Source organism: Caulobacter henricii, assembly GCF_001414055.1.
GTDB lineage: Bacteria > Pseudomonadota > Alphaproteobacteria > Caulobacterales > Caulobacteraceae > Caulobacter > Caulobacter henricii.
The window spans coordinates 1,035,490-1,054,064 of sequence record NZ_CP013002.1 but is presented as its reverse complement, the minus strand read 5'-3'; the positions used below and the strand labels follow the sequence as shown (position 1 = coordinate 1,054,064).

Below are 18,575 nucleotides of genomic sequence, written 5' to 3'. Positions count from 1 at the left end.
CCTCAGGACGCTTCCGGGCCCAGCACGCGCGGATCGTTCTCCAGGCTCGAGGTATCGAACCCGTGATAGAGCGACAAGAAGCGGAACGGGTGCTCCTGATAGCTCTCGAACATGATGTTGTTGATGTCGCTGGTCGTGTCGAAACAGCCGAGCACCGCATCCGGCACATGGCGCATCAGGTGATGGCGGCCCAGCAGCAGGGCGACCTGGTCAATCCAGCGGGTGACGACCTCACGACCCAGTCGGTCGTCGAGATAGGCCCGCAAATAGGCAAACAGCCGGATGGCATTGGCGGTCGGATTGACCAGCAGCAGGTTGGCCGTGATCCGTGAGCCCGCCGCGAGATTCTTGCCGTTCTCGTTGAAAACGACATCCGCCTGGACCCAGGTCTGCAACAGGTCGCTGACCCCGCGCTGAAGCAGGAGATCGATATCGGAGACGAAGATCGGCCGTCCCAGGGTTTGCAGCAGGCCACCGAGGCGCTGAAACCGCACGGACTGGAAATGGGCGACCGGCAGGGCGATCAGCCCCTTGGGCGGCGCGTCGTAGCAGCGGGTAAGGACAGCAGACGCCTCAAAGTCGTCGCCGACAAAGATCAACCGCTCGTCCGTTACACCGACCGCCTTGACGGCCTGGGCCAGCCGCTCGCCGCCGCCGATCACATGGATCACCACCAGGCTGGAGACATCGCTGTGCCGCAACACTGACAGGGCGTACCAGCGGCCGTATTGCTCGACATACTTCTCGTCGGCGGCGGCGAAGAACACCACGTTCACAGCCAGTCGGTCGGCCAGGGCCTGCAGGCCCGCTGTATCGAGCGCCTGTCCTGTGGCGGTCAGGTACTGGGCGGGGGGATCGGCCGCCGGTGGCGGGGTCGGCTCTACGATCGAGGCGATGTCGAGCGCGCCCAGCAAGGCCCGATAGTGGTGCACCCAGTCGGCCCATTCCGGATCTGACAACAGATCGCCGACCGCCACATTGGGGACTTCAGCGGCCAGACTGGACAACAGGGCGATGTCCGCATCCGCAAGTGGCCGGCACAGCAACAGGCTCATAGCCTCATGGAAGTCGCGCAGCCGCACCAGTGGATGAATGTCCTTGTCCGGTGAGACCGCAAGGACAGCGCGGTGTCGGATTTCGGCCGCCTGGTCTCCCCGGGCCCGGGCTTCGTCGGCCAGCAGGGTCAGGGCCCCCGCATGGGAGGGATCCAGGACATTCAGGCGGCGGGCAAAGGCCAGGGCCTGATCCATCTGCCCAAGGGCCTGATGGCAGCCCATGGCCGCGCTGACCATCTGGACGCCGCCCGGCATCAGGTCGGCCATCACCGAGGCATAGGGCTCGGCCAGGGCGATCTCGCCCAGGGAGATATGCCGGTTGAACACTTGGGAGCCGTAAGCCGTCTGCTGCTGGATCAGGGGCCAGAGGGCCTGGATATCAGGCGTGATCGCCTTGGCCCTGACCAGGGCCCGCAAGGCCTCCAAGCCCCGGCCGGCGGCCAGGTGGCAGCGCGACAGGCCGACCCAGGCGGCATAGTCATGGGTCCCGCCCAGCAGGTGCTCGAACAGGACCTGGGCGTCGGCCGGTCGCTCTTCGTTGAAGAGGCGCTCAGCCAAGGCCAGGACCTCGTCTGCCCGGGCACCGACCGGCCGCGATTCCGGGCGACGGAGCCGGTCGGCGCGCTCGAACAGGACGTCGATCTGCAGCAGGGCATTGTCCTGCACCTGCGGAAAGCGACTGAACTCCATGACGTCGGCGCACCGGAAACCCATCTGCGCCATCTTGGCGAAGATATCCTCGGCCTGGGCACCACCGAGATTGTAGTCGACCAGCGCCACCTCGATCAGGATGAAGTCGGCCTTGGCCAGCACAGTCTCACCGCCGACCAGGACATCCAGCTCCGAGCCCTGGGTATCGATCTTGACGAAATCGAACTGCCGACCGGCGAGAAGGTCGTCGATCCTTGCCTTCTCGACCTCATGGCGGATCGCGGTCTCGTCGTCGAAATAGGCAGTGTTCTCGCGATAGAGCGAACTGCCGGTGGATTGCAGCCAGTCCTTGCTGAGAAAGAGCACCCCCGTCCCTGCCCCGTCCGAGGCCGCCACCGCATGGCGCTCGAACGGCAGCCGCAACAGCGCCTCACGGCAATGGGGATTGGGCTCGATCAGGGTCGGCAGGCAGCCGGGAAACACCTCAAGAAAGCCCTGGGTAAACTCGCCAAGATGCGCGCCGACATCCAGGAGCGTCCGGGGCGCATAGCCCTCGCGCCTCAAGGCTTCGAGGTGCGGGCGGCTCATCGGCGGATCCTCATGGGCGCTCGGCTGCGGCGATGTCCTCGGCCGTCCAGAGCCGGCTGTCAGGGCCTAGCGGACGGGCCTGATGCCGACGGGCCAGAGCTGCCTTGTACAGGGTCGCGAAGGCCGGTTCGGTGAGCATCTCGCGATCATCCCGATCCAGTCCGATACCAATCTCCAGATAGGTGTCGAGATTGGCCATGGCCGGCTTTGGACGCTGGCCGGACTGGTAGTCGGCAGCCATCTCGAGGAACAGCTCCTCGACGCTGCGGACCAGGAGGTCCATATCGAACAGCACGCAGGAGGCGCGATTGGCGTCCAGTCGCTCGCTGAGCGCCCGCGTCGCCGCTCGGTCCCCGGCCAGGGCCACGGCACGTTCGACATAGTCCTGGGCGCTTTCACAGACCAGTTCCGCCAAACCCGCCGAGCGCACCAGACTGCCGCAGACCCGCGAAGCAAAGCCCCGGCCCGACAGCGTCAGGACCGGTACGCCCATCCACAGGGCGTCCGACGCCGTCGTGTGGGCACCGTAGGGCGCAGTGTCCAGGAAGAGGTCGGCCAGGGGATAACGGGCCATGTGAAAGGGATTGGCCAGCTTGGGCGCGAAAATCAGACGTTCACTCTCGATGCCGCGCAGGCGCGCCTGCTCGCGCAGCCGGGCATTGGTCTCGGGATTACTGTCCAGCAGCCACAGCACGCTGCCCGGCGTCCGCTTCAGGATCTCCATCCAGCGCCCAAAGGTGAAGGGCGTGATCTTCTGCGGGCCGTTGAAGCAGCAGAAGACGAAGGCCTCCTCGGGCAGGCCGACCTCGGCGCGGCTCGGCCTGATCTCCGACACGATCCTCTTGCGGTCATTGGGCTGGTAGCAGGGGATCCGCCGGACGGTTTCCGAATAGAAGCCTTCCAGCTCCGGCGGGATGATCCAGGGATCGGCGATGATGTAGTGGTGGAACGAGCTGCCCATGGTGCCCGGATAGCCCAGCCAGTTGACCTGGATCGGGGCCGGACGGCGGGCGAAGACGGACGTTCGTGCGTCGCGGGTGTGGCCGTTCACATCGACCAGAATGTCGATCTGATCATCGGCAATGGCGCGGGCCGCCTGGTCGTCGGTCATGCCACGGATATCGGTATAGTGCTCGACGGCGGCACGGGTCCGGGCATTGAGAGCGTCCGTGGCCGGCGGGCCGCAATAATAGGCAAAGACCTCGACCTTTTCCCGGTCATGCAGCTCGAACAGCTCGGCCATCAGATAGCCGACGGCATGGTCACGCAGGTCCGAGGAGACATAACCCACACGCAGGCGACGCCCGGTCAGGTCGATGGGCGCATTACGGCGTTCAGCAACGATGGCTTCCGGCAGGCAGCTGCCGTCGCGTTCGGTAAAGGCGGCCGCCGCCCCGAGCTGCAGCAGCGGGTCGTCGGAATAGGCGGCCACGGAAAGGGGGTTGATCCCTTTCAGAAGGGCGCGACGGTCGACGCGCTCCCACGGTTCGAGCACAGGCCACTTGCACTGGGCCAGGCGCGCAGCGACCAGCTGGCTGATGGCGTCCAGCTGCGTCGGGTCGAGATCGGCGCAGCGCCAGAGGGCCGCCTCGGCCCGTCCGCTCTGCTGGGCCTCAAGCAGGGCACGAGCCATCTGCTTGTAGGCCGAAAACACATAATGGGCGTTCGAGCCGGTGACGGCCAAGGGGCGGGTCGCCGCAGCGTTCCAGGTCGCTATGGCCGCCTCGAGCCCCCCTGCCCGCTCCTGCAAGCCGCCCAGATTGATATAGGCCGGCATGAAGTCGGGATTGAGGGCGATCGCCCGCTCCAGATTGGCGATCGCTGCCGGGCTCGAACCGAGCGCGGACTGCAGGGTCGCGCAATTGAACAGCGCAATGAAAAGCTGGGGATGGTCCGGATTGAACTGGATCCAGATCTTGTAGATCTGCTCGGCCATGACCGCCTGACCGGCCTCGGCATAGCGCCCGGCGACGTTGATCAGGTCGCCCAGCGGCAGGCCCTGCGTCGTGATCGTCTGGAGGACGGCGAGGTCGTCAGTTTCAACCATGGTCTTCTCAAGCGCGCCTGCGGAACCGGAGAGCGTCCGACTCGCGACGCATGATGTTGGCACGCCCGTCAAACCTCACCAATCGCGGCTCATTCCGGACGCGGCACAGCCTGACGGTCACCTGGCAGGCCCGGCCACCGACGCCGCGATGCGGCGCCGGCCAACCTATGAACCTTAGGTTACGCCCAGATAGGCGACGATCTGCGGATCCGAGAGGCTCTGGACCTGGGTCGTCGTCAGAGCCGACGCCTGGGTCGCGGTCATGGCCGAGATGCTGGTCGTGGTCAGGCTGTCCAGCTGGGTCGTCGTCAGACTGGCCAACTGGGTGCCCAGCAGCGATCCCACCTGGGTCGTCGTCAGCCCGCCGATCACCGTATTGGTCAGGGCCGCGACCTGACTGGTGGTCAGGGCCGCGATCTGGGTGTCGAACAGCTCGCCGATATCCGTGGTCGACAGACCCTTGATCTGGCTCGTTGTCAGCCCCTTGACCTGGGTCGTGCTCAGCGCCGCCGTTTGGGTGGCGTCGAGGGCCGAGACATTGGTCGCGCTCAGCGACGCCAGCTGGGTCGTGGTCAGGGCGGCGATCTGGGTATCAAGCAGTTCGCCGACGTCTCCCGTCGAGAGGCCCGCCAGTTGCGAGGTCGTCAGACCCTTGATCTGGGTGGCGTTCAGCGCGGCAACCTGGGTTCCAGCCAGGGCCGAGAAGCCGGTCGAGGTCAGGGCTCCAAGCTGCGAGGCGCTCAGGGCGGCGACCTGGGTGGTCGACAGGGCCTGCAGGGCCGTCGTGGCGAAGGCCGTGATCTGGCCGGTCGTCAGGGCACCGACCTGGGTCGCCGAAAGCTCGCCGATATCGGTCGTCGACAGGCCCCTGAGCTGGGTATTGGTCAGCCCCTTGACCTGGGTTGCCGACAGGCCGGCCACCTGCGTCTCGTTCAGGGCCGACAGGTTGGTAGCGTTCAGGGCCGCAAGTTGCAGCAGGCTCAGAGCGGCCAGCTGGGTGTCGGCCAGGGCCCCGGCCTGGGTCGTGGTCAGGGCCGCCATCTGAGACGTCGTCAGGCCCTTGACCTGGGTCGTGCTCAGCGCGGCGACCTGGGTATCCCTCATGCCGGGCAGGACGCTCGGATTGAAGGCCCCGACCTGGGTCGCGGACAAGGCGGCGATCTGGGTGGTCGTGAAGTCAGAACCGATGTCCAGATCGTCCATCGCCGCCAGCTGGGTCGTGGTGATGGCCTTGACCTGGGTCTCGTTCAGCGCCCCGAACTGGGTGGCGTCAAAGGTGCGGATATTGCTGCCCAGGGCCGCGACCTGGGTCGTGGTCAGGGCTGCGATCTGGGTGTCGACCAGGCTGTAGGCCTGATCCACGGTCAAGGCACCGACCTGGGCCGCTGTCAGACCCTTGATCTGGGTGGTGTTGAGCACATCGATCTGGGTGTCGAACAGCGCCTTGACGCCCGTGGTGGTCAGGCCGCCGATCTGGGTCGCGCTCAACGCGCCGATCTGACCGGTCGACAGTTGCTGGACGTTGGTCGCGGTAAAGGCACCGATCTGGGCGGCGGTCAGGGCACCGACCTGGGTGGTCGACAGTTCGCCGACGTCCGTGATCGACAGGCCCTTGAGCTGGGTTGCCGTGAGGGCCTGGACCTGGGTCGTGCTCAGGGCCGCGACCTGGGTATTGGCCAGAGCCGAGACATTGGTCTCGGACAGGGCCTTCAGCTGATCCGCCGTCAGGGCGCCGATCTGGGTTTCAGAGAACTGGCCGATGTCGGCCGTGCTCAGACCCTTCAGCTGGGTGGCCGTCAGACCCTTGATCTGGGTCGTGCTGAGGGCCGCGACCTGGGTAGCGTCCAGCGCCGACAGGTTGGTGGCCGACAGGCTGGTCAGCTGGGTCGGCGTCAGGGCGGCGATCTGGGTGTCGGCCAGTTCAGCGATGTCGGTGACTTTCAGCCCGGCCAGTTGCGAGGCGGTCAGACCCTTGATCTGGGTGGCGTTCAGGGCCGCGACCTGGGTATCGGCGAGCGCCGAGACAGCCGTGGCGGACAGGACGCTGATCTGGGCCGCGCTGAGGGCGCCGACCTGGGTGGTCGACAAGGCCTGCAGGTTGGTGACGTCCACCGCTGCGATCTGGGAAGTGGTCAGGGCCCCGATCTGGTCGGCAGACAACTCGCCCATATCGGTCGTGTTGAGGCCCTTGATCTGGGTCGTCGTCAGAGCCTTGATCGCCGTGGTCGTGATCGCCGCCGTCTGGGTCTGGTTCAGAGCCGAAACATTGGTGGCGCTGAGAGCCGCCAGTTGCACCACCGTCAGGGCACCGACCTGGGTGTCGGCCAGTTCGCCGATATCCGTGGTGTTCAGGGCCGCGAGCTGGGTGGTCGTCAAACCCTTGATCTGGGTGGCGTTGAGTGCGGCCACCTGGGTGCCGGCCAGGGCCGAGACCCCGGTGTTCGACAGGCTACCCAACTGGGTCGCAGTCAGGGCGGCGACCTGGGTATCGGCGAGTTCACCGATGTCGACGGCCGACAGGCCCCTCAACTGGCTGGCCGTCAGGCCCTTGATCTGGGTCGCGGACAGAGCCGCAGTCTGGGTCTGATCCAGAGCCGAGACGCTGGTCGCGCTGAGCGCGCCGATCTGGGTGGCGGTCAGGGCCCCGATCTGGGTGTCGGCGAGATCACCGATATTGCCGGTGGTCAGGCCCGCCAGCTGGGCGCTCGTCAGACCCTTGACCTGGGTCGTGCTGAGCGCGGCAAACTGGGTGTCCGCCAGAAGGCTGACATTGGTGGCCGACAGCGTGCCGATCTGGGTCGCCGACATGCCTCCGATCTGGGTCGTGCTCAGGGCCTGCAGATTGGTGATCGACAGGGCCCCGATCTGGGCGGCGCTCAGGGCCCCGACCTGGGTGGCCGACAGCTCACCGATATCGCCGACCGAGAGGCCCTTGAGCTGGGTGGTGCTCAGCGCCTGGATCTGGGTATTGGCCAGGGCCGCAATCTGGGTCTCGCTCATGGCCGAGACATTGGTCTCCGACAGAGCCTTAAGCTGGTCGGCGGACATGGCGGCCACCTGGGTGGGCGACAGTTCGGCCATGTCAGTGGTCGAGAGACCCTTCAGCTGGGTTGCCGTCAGACCCTTGATCTGGGTCGCGGACAGGGCCGCAGTCTGGGTGGCATTCAGGTCAGAAATGCCGGTCGCCGTCATCGCGCCAAGCTGTGTAACGGTCAGGGCCTGGACCTGGGTATCGGCCAGTTCGCCGATATCGCCCGTGTTCAGCCCCTTCAGCTGGGTCGCCGTCAGGCCCTTGATCTGGGTGGCGTTCAGAGCGGCCACCTGGGTGGCGTCAAGCGCCGAGAAGGCGGTCGCGGTCAGCGAGCCCAGCTGGGTGGCGGTCAGGGCCCCGACCTGGGTGTCGGCCAGGCCCTGGGCCTTGGCGGCCGACAGGTTGGTCAGCTGGCCGGCCGTCAGGCCCTTGATCTGGGTCGTGCTCAGAGCCGCGATCTGGGTATCGGCCAGCTGGGTGATGCTGGTGGCCGCGAGGGCGGCGATCTGGGTCGCACTGATTCCGCCGATCTGGGTCGTCGACAGCGACTGCAGGCCGGTGACGGTCAGGGCAGCGATCTGGGCGACGGCGAGTGCGCCGACCTGGGTGGCCGAAAGCTCGCCGATGTCGGTCGGCGCCAGGCCACGCAGCTGGGTGGTGGTCAGGGCCTGGATCTGAGTATTGCTGAGGCTGGCGACCTGGGTCTCGCTCAGGGCCGCGATCGCGGTATCGGCCAGGGCCTTGAGCTGATCACCCGTCAGGGCACCGACCTGGGTCGACGTCAGTTCACCGATATCGGTGGTCGTCAGGCCCTTCAGCTGGGTTGCCGTCAGACCCTTGATCTGGGTCGCCGTGAAGGCGGCCGTGCGGGTTTCGTCGAGATAGGAGACAAAGTCCGCCGTCAGGCTGCTGACCTGGGCCGCCGACAGGGCCGACAGCTGGGTGCCGCTGAAGTCATCCCGGTCGTTCGGATCCAGCATCTTCAGCTGGGTCGCGGTCAGGGCCTTCATCTGGGTCGTGGTCAGGGCCGCAGCCTGGGTTTCATCCAGATATTTGAAGCTGGTGGCCGACAGGGCCGCAATCTGGCTGGTGGTAAAGGCTTCGATCTGGGTCCCAACCAAAGCGTCGGTGACGCCGGGGTTCATCGCCGCCATCTGCGACGTGGTGAAGCCCTTGATCTGGGTGGTCGAGAGGACGCCGATATCCTCGTTGGTCAGAGCGAGGATGTCGGAGATCTTCAGCGCGCCGATCTGGGTAGCGCTGAACACCCCGAACTGGGTCTCATTCAGCAATCCAATGGCCAAGCCCCCCGGCAGGCCTGCGATCTGCGAGGTCGTCAAGGCCGGGATCTGGGTCGACTGAATGTTGGCGCCTTGCGCCGCGAAGAAGGTCTGAAGAGCGTCTCCCTTCAGGGCCCCGACCTGGGTGGTAGTCAGTGACGCGGCCTGGGTGGCGTTCAGAGAGCCGGTCGATCCGGACTGGAACGCACCGACCTGGGTCGCGGTCAGGGCCTGGATCTGGGTGACATCGAACTGCGCGAGGCTGCCGTTCAGGCCTGAGACCTGGGTCGTTGTCAGCGCCTTGACCTGGGTGGTGGTCAGGGCAGCCTGCTGGGTGTCGTTGTTGGCGAGCTGGATCAGATTGCCGGTGCTCAGCGCAGCCAGCTGCGTGCCAGTGAGGGCCGCCACCTGGGTGTCGAGCAGGAAGAACGTGTTGCCACCGTTGAACCCGGCGATCTGGGTGGTGGTCAGAGCCTTGATCTGGGTCGTCGACAAGGTCGACTGTTGGGTCGCATCGAGCGCATTGATGGCCGTTGTAGACAGGGCGCTGACCTGGGTTGCCGTCAGAGCGGCGACCTGGGTGTCGACGAGGGCGGAGATTTCGTCAGCGCCAAAGCTCTTGAGCTGCGCTGCGGTCAGGCCCTTGACCTGGGTTTCGTTCAGGGACCGCAACTGCGCCGTTTCCAGCTCGACGATGTTGGTCGTCGAAATGGCCCCGATCTGGGTGGCGGTCAGGCCGCCGATCTGGGTGGTGGTCAGTTCCTGCAGGTTGGTCACCGACAGGGCGCTGATCTGGGCTGCGCCCAGTTGGCCGACCTGGGTCGCCGACAACTCGCCGATATCGACGGTCGACAGCCCCTTCAGCTGGGTCGTGGTCAGGGCTGCCACCTGGGTGCCGGTCAGGGCCGCGACCTGAGTCTGGCTCAGGGCCGAGATATTGGTCTCCGACAGCGCCTTCACCTGGTCGACGGTCAGGGCCGCGACCTGGGTGTCGAGCAGTTCACCGATGTCGGCGGTCGACAGTCCCTTGATCTGGGTGGCTGTCAGGCCCTTGATCTGGGTGGCATTCAGGGCGGCGGTCTGGGTCGAGTTGAGGGCAGAGACCCCCGTGGTCGACAGGCTTCCCAGTTGGGTCGCGGTCAGGGCCGCCACCTGGGTATCGGCCAGTTCGCCGACATCACCGGCCGTCAGGCCTTTCAGCTGGGTCGGCGTCAGGGCCTTGATCTGGGTAGCGTTAAGGGCCGCCGTCTGGGTCTGGTTCAGGGCGGACAGGCCCGTGACGCTCAGGGCCGCCACCTGGGTCGCGGTCAGGGCCGCCACCTGGGTGTCCGCGAACTCACCGATATCGCCCGTGGTCAGGGCCCCCAACTGGGTCGCGGTCAGCCCCTTGATCTGGGTCGCATTGAGGACGGCGATCTGGGTATCGACCAGGGCCGAGAAGGCGGTCGTGCTCAGGGCGCCGATCTGGGCGGCGCTCAGGGCTCCGACCTGGGTCGTCGACAGGGCTTGCAGATTGGTCACGGCCAGGGCCGCCGTCTGCGAGGCGGTCAGGGCACCGATCTGGTCGCCCGTCAGTTCGCCGATGTCGGTGGTCGTCAGGCCCTTCAATTGGGTCGTCGTCAGACCCTTGATCTGGGTCGCCGTCAGGGCGGCGGTCTGGGTCGCGTCTAGTGCCGAGACATTGGTCGCCGACAGCGCGCCCAATTGGGCGACGGTCAGGGCCTGGATCTGGGTGTCGACCAGCTCACTGATGTCGCCGGTCGAAAGGCCACCCAGCTGGGTGGCGGTCAGGCCCTTGATCTGGGTCGCATTCAGCGCCGCCGTCTGGGTCTGGTTCAGGGCCGAGACGCCCGTGGCCGACAGGGCACCGATCTGGGTCGCAGTCAGGGCCGCAACCTGGGTGTCGGCCAGGTCACCGATGTCGCCGGCCGAGAGCCCCTTCAGTTGGGTGGCCGTCAGGCCCTTGATCTGGGTGGCATTGAGCGCGGCCGTCTGGGTCGCATTAAGCGCCGAGACACCGGTCGCCGTGAGAGCGCCGATCTGGGTCGCGGTCAGGGCTCCAACCTGGGTATCGGCCAGATAGCCGACATTGGCGGTGGTCAGCGCGCCCAGCTGGCCGACAGTCAGGCCCTTGATCTGTGTGGAACTCAGCGCCGCGAACTGGGTGTCGGCCAGCAGGGTGACGCTGGTATTGGACAGGGCGGCGATCTGGGTGGCGTTAATGCCACCGATCTGGGTGGTCGAGAGCTGCTGCAGGTTGGTGACCGAAAGGGCGCTGATCTGGGCCGTGCCCAGAGCACCGACCTGGGTCGCCGAAAGCTCGGTGATGTCGCCGACCGACAGACCCTTGAGCTGGGTCGTGGTCAGGGCCTGGACCTGGGTATTGGTCAGGGCCGCAATCTGCGTGTCGACCAGGGCAGAGATGTTGGTTTCGGTCAGGGACTTGACCTGATCCGCGGTCAGGGCCCCAATCTGGGTGGTCGAGAGCTCGGCCATGTCGCCGGCGCTGAGGCCACGGATCTGGGTGCTGGTCAGACCCTTGATCTGGGTGGCGCTCAGGGCGGCAGTCTGGGTGGCGTCAAGCGCCGAGATATTGGTCGCCGAAAGGTTGGACAGCTGGGTCGGCGTCAGGGCCGCCACCTGGGTATCGGCCAGTTCACCGATGTCGCCGACCGTCAGACCCTTGAGCTGGGTTGCCGTCAGAGCCTTGATCTGGGTGGCATTGAGCGCCGCCGTTTGGGTGGCGTTGAGCGCCGACACGCCGGTCGCGCTAAGGGCGGAAACCTGTGTGGCCGTCAGGGCCGCGACCTGGGTGTCCGCCAACTCGGCGATGTCACCGGTCGTCAGGCCGGCCAGTTGGGAGGTCGTCAGACCCTTGATCTGGGTGGCGTTGAGGGCCGCCACCTGGGTGTCGAGCATGGCCGAGACGTTGGTCACGCTCAGGGCCCCGATCTGCGACGCCGACAGGGCTGCGACCTGGGTGGTCGAGAGGGCCTTCAGATTGGTCGTGTCGAGCACGGCGACCTGAGCGGTCGTCAGGGCCGAAACCTGGGTTTCCGACAGTTCGCCGATATCCGCAGCATTCAGGCCTTTGACCTGGGTGGTCGTCAGGGCCTTGATCTGGGTGGCATTCAGCGCCGCCGTCTGGGTGGCGTCCAGGTTCGACAGGTTGGTCGCGGTCAGGGACGAGACCTGGGTCGCGGTCAGGGCGGCCACCTGGGTGTCGAGCAACTTGCCGACATCGGCGGTCGACAGATCCTTCAGCTGGCCCGCCGTCAGGCCCTTGACCTGGGTGGCATTCAGCGCCGCCACCTGGGTATCAGCCAGGGCGGAGACCTGGGTGGAGGCGAGGCTACCGACCTGCGACGCCGAAAGGGCCCCAACCTGTGTGGTCGAGAGTTCAGCAATATCGGTGGTGCTCAGCCCTTTCAGCTGGGTCGCGGTCAGGCTGCCGATCTGGGTCGTGGACAGGGCCGCCACCTGGGTCAGATCAAGGGTCGAGACCTGGGCACCCGACAGGGCCCCGAGCTGGGCGACGGTCAGGGCCTGTACCTGGGTATTGGCCAGTTCGCCGATATCGGTGGTGGACAGACCCTTCAGCTGGGTCGCCGTCATGCCCTTGATCTGGGTGCTCGACAGAGCCGCCACCTGGGTGCCCACCAGGCCCGAGAAATTCGTCGCCGACAGAACGCTGACCTGCGTCGCGCTCAGCGCGCCGATGTGCGAGGTGTCCAGGCCGGCCAGTTGGGTGGAAGTCAGGGCCGAAACCTGCTGACCGCTGAGGGTCGTCAGCTGGCTGACGTCGAAGACGACGTTCGGCGCAAACTTCGGGATCTGGGTAGTGGTGAGGGCCTTGATCTGGGTCGAGCTGAGGGCCGCAACCTGGGTATCGGCCAGCACCTCGATGCCGCTGGCGTTGATGGCCCCGATCTGGGTGGAGCTGAGCGACTGGATCTCGGTGGTCGACAGCGACTGGATGACGCTGGCCGGAAGGGCCGAGATTTGAGCGGCGGAGAGGCTCGAGATCGACATTCAGCTGTCCTGGCCGGGGTCCGCACGGAGCGCGCGCGACTCTAAGCAGTGTAGAAACCGAGACCGGGAGATGCCGGCCGCGACTCAGACCCGTTAAGGTCGAGTTTTGGTAACCATATTTTCTTTCCAAGAGGTTTCAACGGGACACGCGGACGCAGCGTCAGGCGGCCCTGGGCAAGGATCTGAGCGCGCGCCCAACGAGACGCGGAAACCCGGCAACATTTATAAATATCAATATCTTATTTGTTGACTGACCCGGACCTAGGATCACGCAAAGGTCGCTGCAGACGCTTGCCTGCACCCTGCATCGGGATCGCTTATCAGCATGTCGATCCCTCTCACACCGGTCCTGATGAACCAGGTGATTCGTCCCCTTGTTAAGAATTCGACGCTGGCGAGACTTTGCCTCGATCCTCTTGGCGTCGAAGCCAGAAGGGTTGATCAGGCAAGCAGCGCCTAGCTATCCAGCAATTCGAAACTGCCGGTCAGACCATCGATCGACGAATTGGCCACCCACAGGTCGAAGACGCCGGGCTCGACCACCCAGCGGTCCTGGTCACCCAGGAACATCAGATTGTCGCGTCGAAGGTCGAACCGGATCTCGCGGCTGGCTCCCGGGGCCAGCGAGACCCGCTGAAAGCCTTTCAGTTCACGGACCGGCCGCGTCCGGCTGGCGACCCGATCCCGGACATAGAGCTGGACGACATGCTCGCCATGCACCGGTCCCGTATTGGCGACCTTGGCCGTGACATGCAGGGTATTGTTCCAGCGCAGACGGGCCTCGCTGAGCTTGAGATCGCTGAGCGCAAAGCTGGTGTAGCCAAGGCCAAAGCCGAACGGAAAGAGCGCATCGTTACGGATCGACCGCCAGCGGGCCTTGTATTCCTGGCCATTGGGGTCGGCCGGGGCCGGGCGGCCCGTTGTTCGACTGTTGTAATAAAAGGGCTGCTGTCCGCTCTCGAGCGGAAAGCTGACAGGCAGTCGAGCCGATGGATTGACCGCTCCAAACACCACGTCCGCGACGGCGTTGCCCATCTCACTTCCCAGGAACCAGGTCGCCAGGATGGCCTTGGCGTCGCGCACCACGCCCTCCAGGGCGATGGCACGGCCATGGCGCAGCAGGACAACGACGGGCTTGCCGGTCGCTGCTATGGCTTCGGCCAGACGCTGCTGAACGGGCGGGATGCGGATATCGGTGCGGGACTTGGCCTCACCGCTCATGTCCTGGCTCTCGCCGACCGCCAGCAGCACGATGTCAGCCGCCTGAGCCGCCGCCACGGCCCGTTCGAAGCCGCCCGCGATCGTGGTTTCAACCTCGCAGCCGCGTTCGACGATCAGATCGGTCGGACTGGCCATGGCGGCGCGCAGGCCGGTGGCCAGGTCGACATTCAGGGACTTGTCGCCAAAAAAGGCCCAGGGTCCGACGACATTGTCACGGTCTTCCGCAAACGGACCAATCAGGGCCAAGCGCTTGCCAGAACGCGGCAGGGGCAGGAGTCCGCCCTCATTCCGCAGCAGAACGATCGAGCGACCGCCGGCCTCGCGGCTCAGCTGGCGCAGGGCCGGCGTCGCCGTGCGCATCGCCTCGACCTTGTCATTGATCGAGCGGTACGGATTGTCGAACAGGCCCAGGGCTTCTTTCAGGGCCAGCACCCGCCGTACCGAGGCGTCAACCACGGCCATGGGCACTGCGCCAGAAGCAGTCAGTTCCGGCAGGTAGCGCAGATAGAGGCCACTCTGCATGCTGATGTCGACACCGGCCAGGATCGCCTGGCGTGCGGCGTCACGATCATCAGCGGCAAAGCCATGAGCCACCAGTTCCTGGTCGGCGGTGTAGTCGGAGATCACCACGCCCTTGAAGCCCCATTCGCCGCGCAAGACATCGGTCAGCAGGCGCTTGTTGGCGGTCGAGGGCACACCGTTGATGTCGTTGAAGGCCGACATGGTGCTCAGGGCACCCGCGTCAAAGGCGGCCTGGAAGGGCGGCAGATGCACCTCGCGCAAGGTGGCCTCGGACAGTTCGACGGCGTTGTATTCCAGCCCTGCCGTCACCGCCCCATAGGCGGCAAAGTGCTTGGGCGTGGCCAGCATGCTGTCTTCGGCCTTCAGGTCCTTGCCCTGGAAGCCCCGAACCCGTGCAGCCCCAAGGACCTCACCCAGATAGACATCCTCGCCGGCCCCTTCCGCCACCCTGCCCCAGCGCTGATCGCGCGCCACATCGACCATCGGCGCAAAGGTCCAGTGCAGACCCGAAGCCGTGGCTTCGGACGCCGCAGCCCGGGCCGTGCGCTCGCAGAGATGTGGATCAAAGCTGCCGGACTCGGCCAGGGGGATCGGGAAGACCGTGCGGAATCCATGGATGACATCGGCCGCGAACAGCAGCGGGATCTTCAGACGCGAGCCCTCGACCGCCGCCTTCTGCGCGTCCAGGGCTCCCTGGGTGCCCATGCCGTTCATCAGGACGCCGATGCGGCCGGCCCGGGTCTCGGCCAGCAGGGTCTGGGCGTTGCGAAGATTGACCAGGGGATTGATGTCGCCGATCGGCGGGCGGATCATGTCGGCGAAGCACGACAGCTGCCCCGCCTTTTCCTCGATGGTCATCCGGGCGAGAAGCGCCTCGATCCGATCAGAGGCCTTGCTGGCGGCATGGGCAGGAGCCGAGACGGCATAGCCAGCAAGGGCCGCCGCACCGGCCAGCATGGTCCGACGGCTCGGCCCGGATCGGCCGCCTTCACTCGCCTTCGACACCATCGATTCCCTCAACGCACCTGGAAAGGCAAACTCGCCGCTAACGTCGAGGGGCGCAACCGGGCTCGCCTATTCGGCGGCCTGCACGGCATCGTCCGGTGAGCGGGCGGCATTGTAGATCTCCAGATCCAGGATCCCTTCCCGCTTGGTCACGAGGGTCGGGATCAGGGCCTGGCCGGCGACATTGACCGCCGTCCGGCCCATGTCGAGGATCGGATCGATGGCCAGAAGCAGACCCGCGCCTTCCAGCGGCAGGCCCAGGGTCGACAGGGTCAGGGTCAGCATCACGGTCGCCCCCGTCAGCCCCGCCGTAGCGGCCGAACCGATCACCGAGACGAAGACGATCAGGAAATAGTCGGTCAGGTCCAGATGCAGGCCGAAGAACTGGGCCACAAAGATCGCCGAAATGGCCGGATAAATGGCCGCGCAGCCGTCCATCTTGGTGGTGGCCCCCAGGGGCACAGCGAAGGCCGAATAGGCGCGCGGGACGCCCAGACGGCCTTCGGTCACAGCCTCGGTCACCGGCAGGGTGCCGACCGAGGACCGAGAGACGAAGCCCAGCTGGATCGCAGGCCAGGCACCGGAGAAGAACTTCAAGGGATTGAGACCGTTGGCGGCCAGCAGGGTCGGATAGACGACGAACAGGACCAGGGCCAGGCCGACATAGATCGCCCCGGTGAAGGCGCCCAGCTGGCCCAGGGTGGTCCAGCCATACTGCGCGACGGCATTGCCCAGCAGGCCGATGGTGCCGATCGGCGTCAGGCGGATCACCCAGGACAGGACCTTGCGGACCACGACCAGGGCCGAGGCGTTGAAGGCCAGGAAGCCCTTGCCCGCTTCGCCGGCCTTCAGCGCCGCGACGCCGGTGACCAGCGAGATCACCAGGATCTGCAGCACGTTGAACGACAGGGCGGTCTTGGCCACCCCCGCGTCACTGATGGTAGTTGAGGCCGTCAGGCCAAGGATGTTGGCGGGCACCAGACCGGTCAGGAAGTCCAGCCAGGAGCCATGGGTCTTGGGGACATGGGCCTCGGTGGCTGCGACCGTCGTATGCAGGCCCGGCTGCAGGATCAGGCCCAGGGCAATCCCGATCAGCACGGCGATCAGGGCGGTGACGGCAAACCAGAACAGGGTCCGCCAGACCAGACGGGCGGCATTCTGAAGCTCGGCCAGATTGGCAATGCTGGCGACAATGGCGGTGAAGACCAGGGGCGGAACCAGAACCCGCAGCAGCTGGACGAAGATCGACCCGATCTGACGGAGGGTCTCGGCAAGGGCAAAGCCCGTCTCACCTTTCGCCGGACCCAGTTCGCGAGCCAGCAGTCCCAGGCCCAGGCCAATGACCATGGCCACCAGCACCTGGAAGCCGAAGCCGCTGATGAAGCGGGATTTGGAAGTCGCGGCAGCCATGATCGATCCTGAAAAACAACGCGCGCCCTATCTCGTGCGGATGGGGCGGATTTACCAGCCCGGTTTTCCGAGATCGACCTCAGGAAAGCTGGAAGGTTGGCTCCAAACGCAGCACGCCCGCCGGTGCCCCTTTTCAGGGCATCGACGGGCGTCTGTAACGATCAGGCTTCAGCGGTTAGTGACCGCCACCGACGACGTCCTCGGTGATTTCATGCACGGGGGCCTTTTTGGCGGCCAGTGCGAACCACAGGACATAGACGTAGCAGACCAGCGGCGCGATGAAGCCCAGGGCCTTGGAACCGGTCGCCTGCTCGATCGAGGCGAACACCAGCGGCAGGACCGCGCCGCCCACGATGGCCATGCACAGCAGGCCCGAGGTCGCCGAGGTCGGCGCCGAGGACCGTTGCAGGGTCAGGGTGAAGATGGTCGGGAACATGATCGAGTTGAACAGGCCGATCAGCAGGGCCGCGCCAGCCGGGATCAGGCCGCTGGTCAGCGGAGCCTGGGCCAGGAACAGGTTCAGCACACCGGTATGGGCGCTGGGGACCATGTCCTTGGTGACGATCACGACCAGGCAGAGGGCGATCGCCCCGAGGGCCACGCCGGTCAGCAGCACATAGTCCTTCACGACCTTGAGCAGGGCCGAGCCACCGAAACGGCCGATCATGGCGAACACCATGTAGAAGGTCGTCAGCTTGCCGGCCTGCTCGGCCGAGATGTTGAGGATGTTGGTCTGCTCGAGGAACAGCAGCAGGTTCAGCGAGATCGCCACTTCGGCGCCGACATAGACGAAGATGCCCAAGGCACCCAGATTGGCCCATTTGGACGTCAGGGCGGCAAAGGGGCTGACCAGCTTGCCGGTCTTGGGGGCGGCGTCGGTGATCCGCTGGCGCACCAGGAAGATGGCCAGGATGAACAGGGCCAGGCCCACGCCGATAGCCAGATAGACGTTCGAGACAAAGCCCAGGGCCTGCTCGCGCATGGCCTGGGTGACGACGATGTCCTTCTCGAAGATCTCGCCCTTGAGCAGGAAGTTGGCACCGAACCACAGGCCGCAGGCCGCGCCCAGCGAGTTGAAGGCCTGGGACAGGTTCAGCCGGAACGAGGAGTCCTCGGGCTTGCCCAGCGAGGCGATCAGCGGATTGGCGGCCACCTGCAGCAGGGTGATGCCCGAGGCCATCACGAACAGGGCGGTCAGCACCAGACTGTAGGTGTGAAGCTTGGCCGCCGCGATGGCGATGAAGCAGCCGGCGACGATACCGCCAAGGCCGACCATCACCGATCTGGCATAGCCGAATTTCGAGAGGAACGCCGCCGAGGGCAGCGACATCAGGCCGTAGGCGATGAAGAAGGCAAAGCCCGTCAGGTTGGCCTGGACCGGGCTCAGGGTGAAGACCGTCTTCATGGTCTTCAGCAGGGGATCCAGCAGGTTGGTGACCAGGGCCCAGATGAAGAACAGGCAGGTGACATAGACGACGGCCAGGGCGACGCCCTTGCCCTTCTGGGCGGTTGCGGAGCTAGCCATCGATCAGACCTCGTTCCGCGACGACCGGCACTTCGCCGATCCATTCACCGTGGCGCGCATCGGCGCGCCGCAACCCAAGCCTGTCATGTTTCACTCCCCTGTCCGTCTTCGCGGGACGCGGCATTCCGTCCAGACGTGACAACGTTGTCAATAGAGAGTGCGCCGCAGCATCCATTTGAGAGCGCTAACAGTCGCAAGAAATGCCCGG

6 protein-coding genes are annotated in these 18,575 nt (G+C 65.7%); all 6 read right to left on the bottom strand.

Annotated elements, in window-relative coordinates; translation table 11 throughout:
* Positions 1-2: 2 nt before the first annotated feature.
* Complete coding sequence (locus tag AQ619_RS19325; RefSeq protein ID WP_062145075.1) at positions 3-2,294, bottom strand: FkbM family methyltransferase; 2,292 nt, start codon at positions 2,292-2,294, stop codon at positions 3-5.
* 10 nt (positions 2,295-2,304) lie between these two features.
* On the bottom strand, positions 2,305-4,341 hold the full coding sequence (locus AQ619_RS04930) for an O-linked N-acetylglucosamine transferase, SPINDLY family protein (protein WP_062145073.1): 2,037 nt from the start codon (positions 4,339-4,341) through the stop codon (positions 2,305-2,307).
* Between the two features lie 174 nt (positions 4,342-4,515).
* Complete coding sequence (locus AQ619_RS04925; protein WP_062145071.1) at positions 4,516-12,684, bottom strand: hypothetical protein; 8,169 nt, start codon at positions 12,682-12,684, stop codon at positions 4,516-4,518.
* Positions 12,685-13,140: 456 nt separating this feature from the next.
* Positions 13,141-15,435 (bottom strand): glycoside hydrolase family 3 N-terminal domain-containing protein, encoded by a 2,295-nt coding sequence (locus tag AQ619_RS04920; protein ID WP_062145070.1) that lies wholly within the window; start codon positions 15,433-15,435, stop codon positions 13,141-13,143.
* A gap of 66 nt (positions 15,436-15,501) precedes the next feature.
* Positions 15,502-16,845 (bottom strand): dicarboxylate/amino acid:cation symporter, encoded by a 1,344-nt coding sequence (locus AQ619_RS04915; RefSeq protein ID WP_378109302.1) that lies wholly within the window; start codon positions 16,843-16,845, stop codon positions 15,502-15,504.
* Between the two features lie 172 nt (positions 16,846-17,017).
* Entirely contained in the window at positions 17,018-18,367 is a 1,350-nt protein-coding gene (locus AQ619_RS04910) for a sugar MFS transporter (protein ID WP_062145065.1), read from the bottom strand.
* Positions 18,368-18,575 lie beyond the last annotated feature (208 nt).

Excerpts from the sequence above, each read along its gene's own strand:
- AQ619_RS19325 (WP_062145075.1), bottom strand. The coding sequence starts at position 2,294 with ATGAGCCGCCCGCACCTCGAAGCCTTGAGGCGCGAGGGCTATGCGCCC.
- AQ619_RS04930 (WP_062145073.1), bottom strand. The coding sequence starts at position 4,341 with ATGGTTGAAACTGACGACCTCGCCGTCCTCCAGACGATCACGACGCAG.
- AQ619_RS04925 (WP_062145071.1), bottom strand. The coding sequence starts at position 12,684 with ATGTCGATCTCGAGCCTCTCCGCCGCTCAAATCTCGGCCCTTCCGGCC.
- AQ619_RS04920 (WP_062145070.1), bottom strand. The coding sequence starts at position 15,435 with ATGGTGTCGAAGGCGAGTGAAGGCGGCCGATCCGGGCCGAGCCGTCGG.
- AQ619_RS04910 (WP_062145065.1), bottom strand. The coding sequence starts at position 18,367 with ATGGCTAGCTCCGCAACCGCCCAGAAGGGCAAGGGCGTCGCCCTGGCC.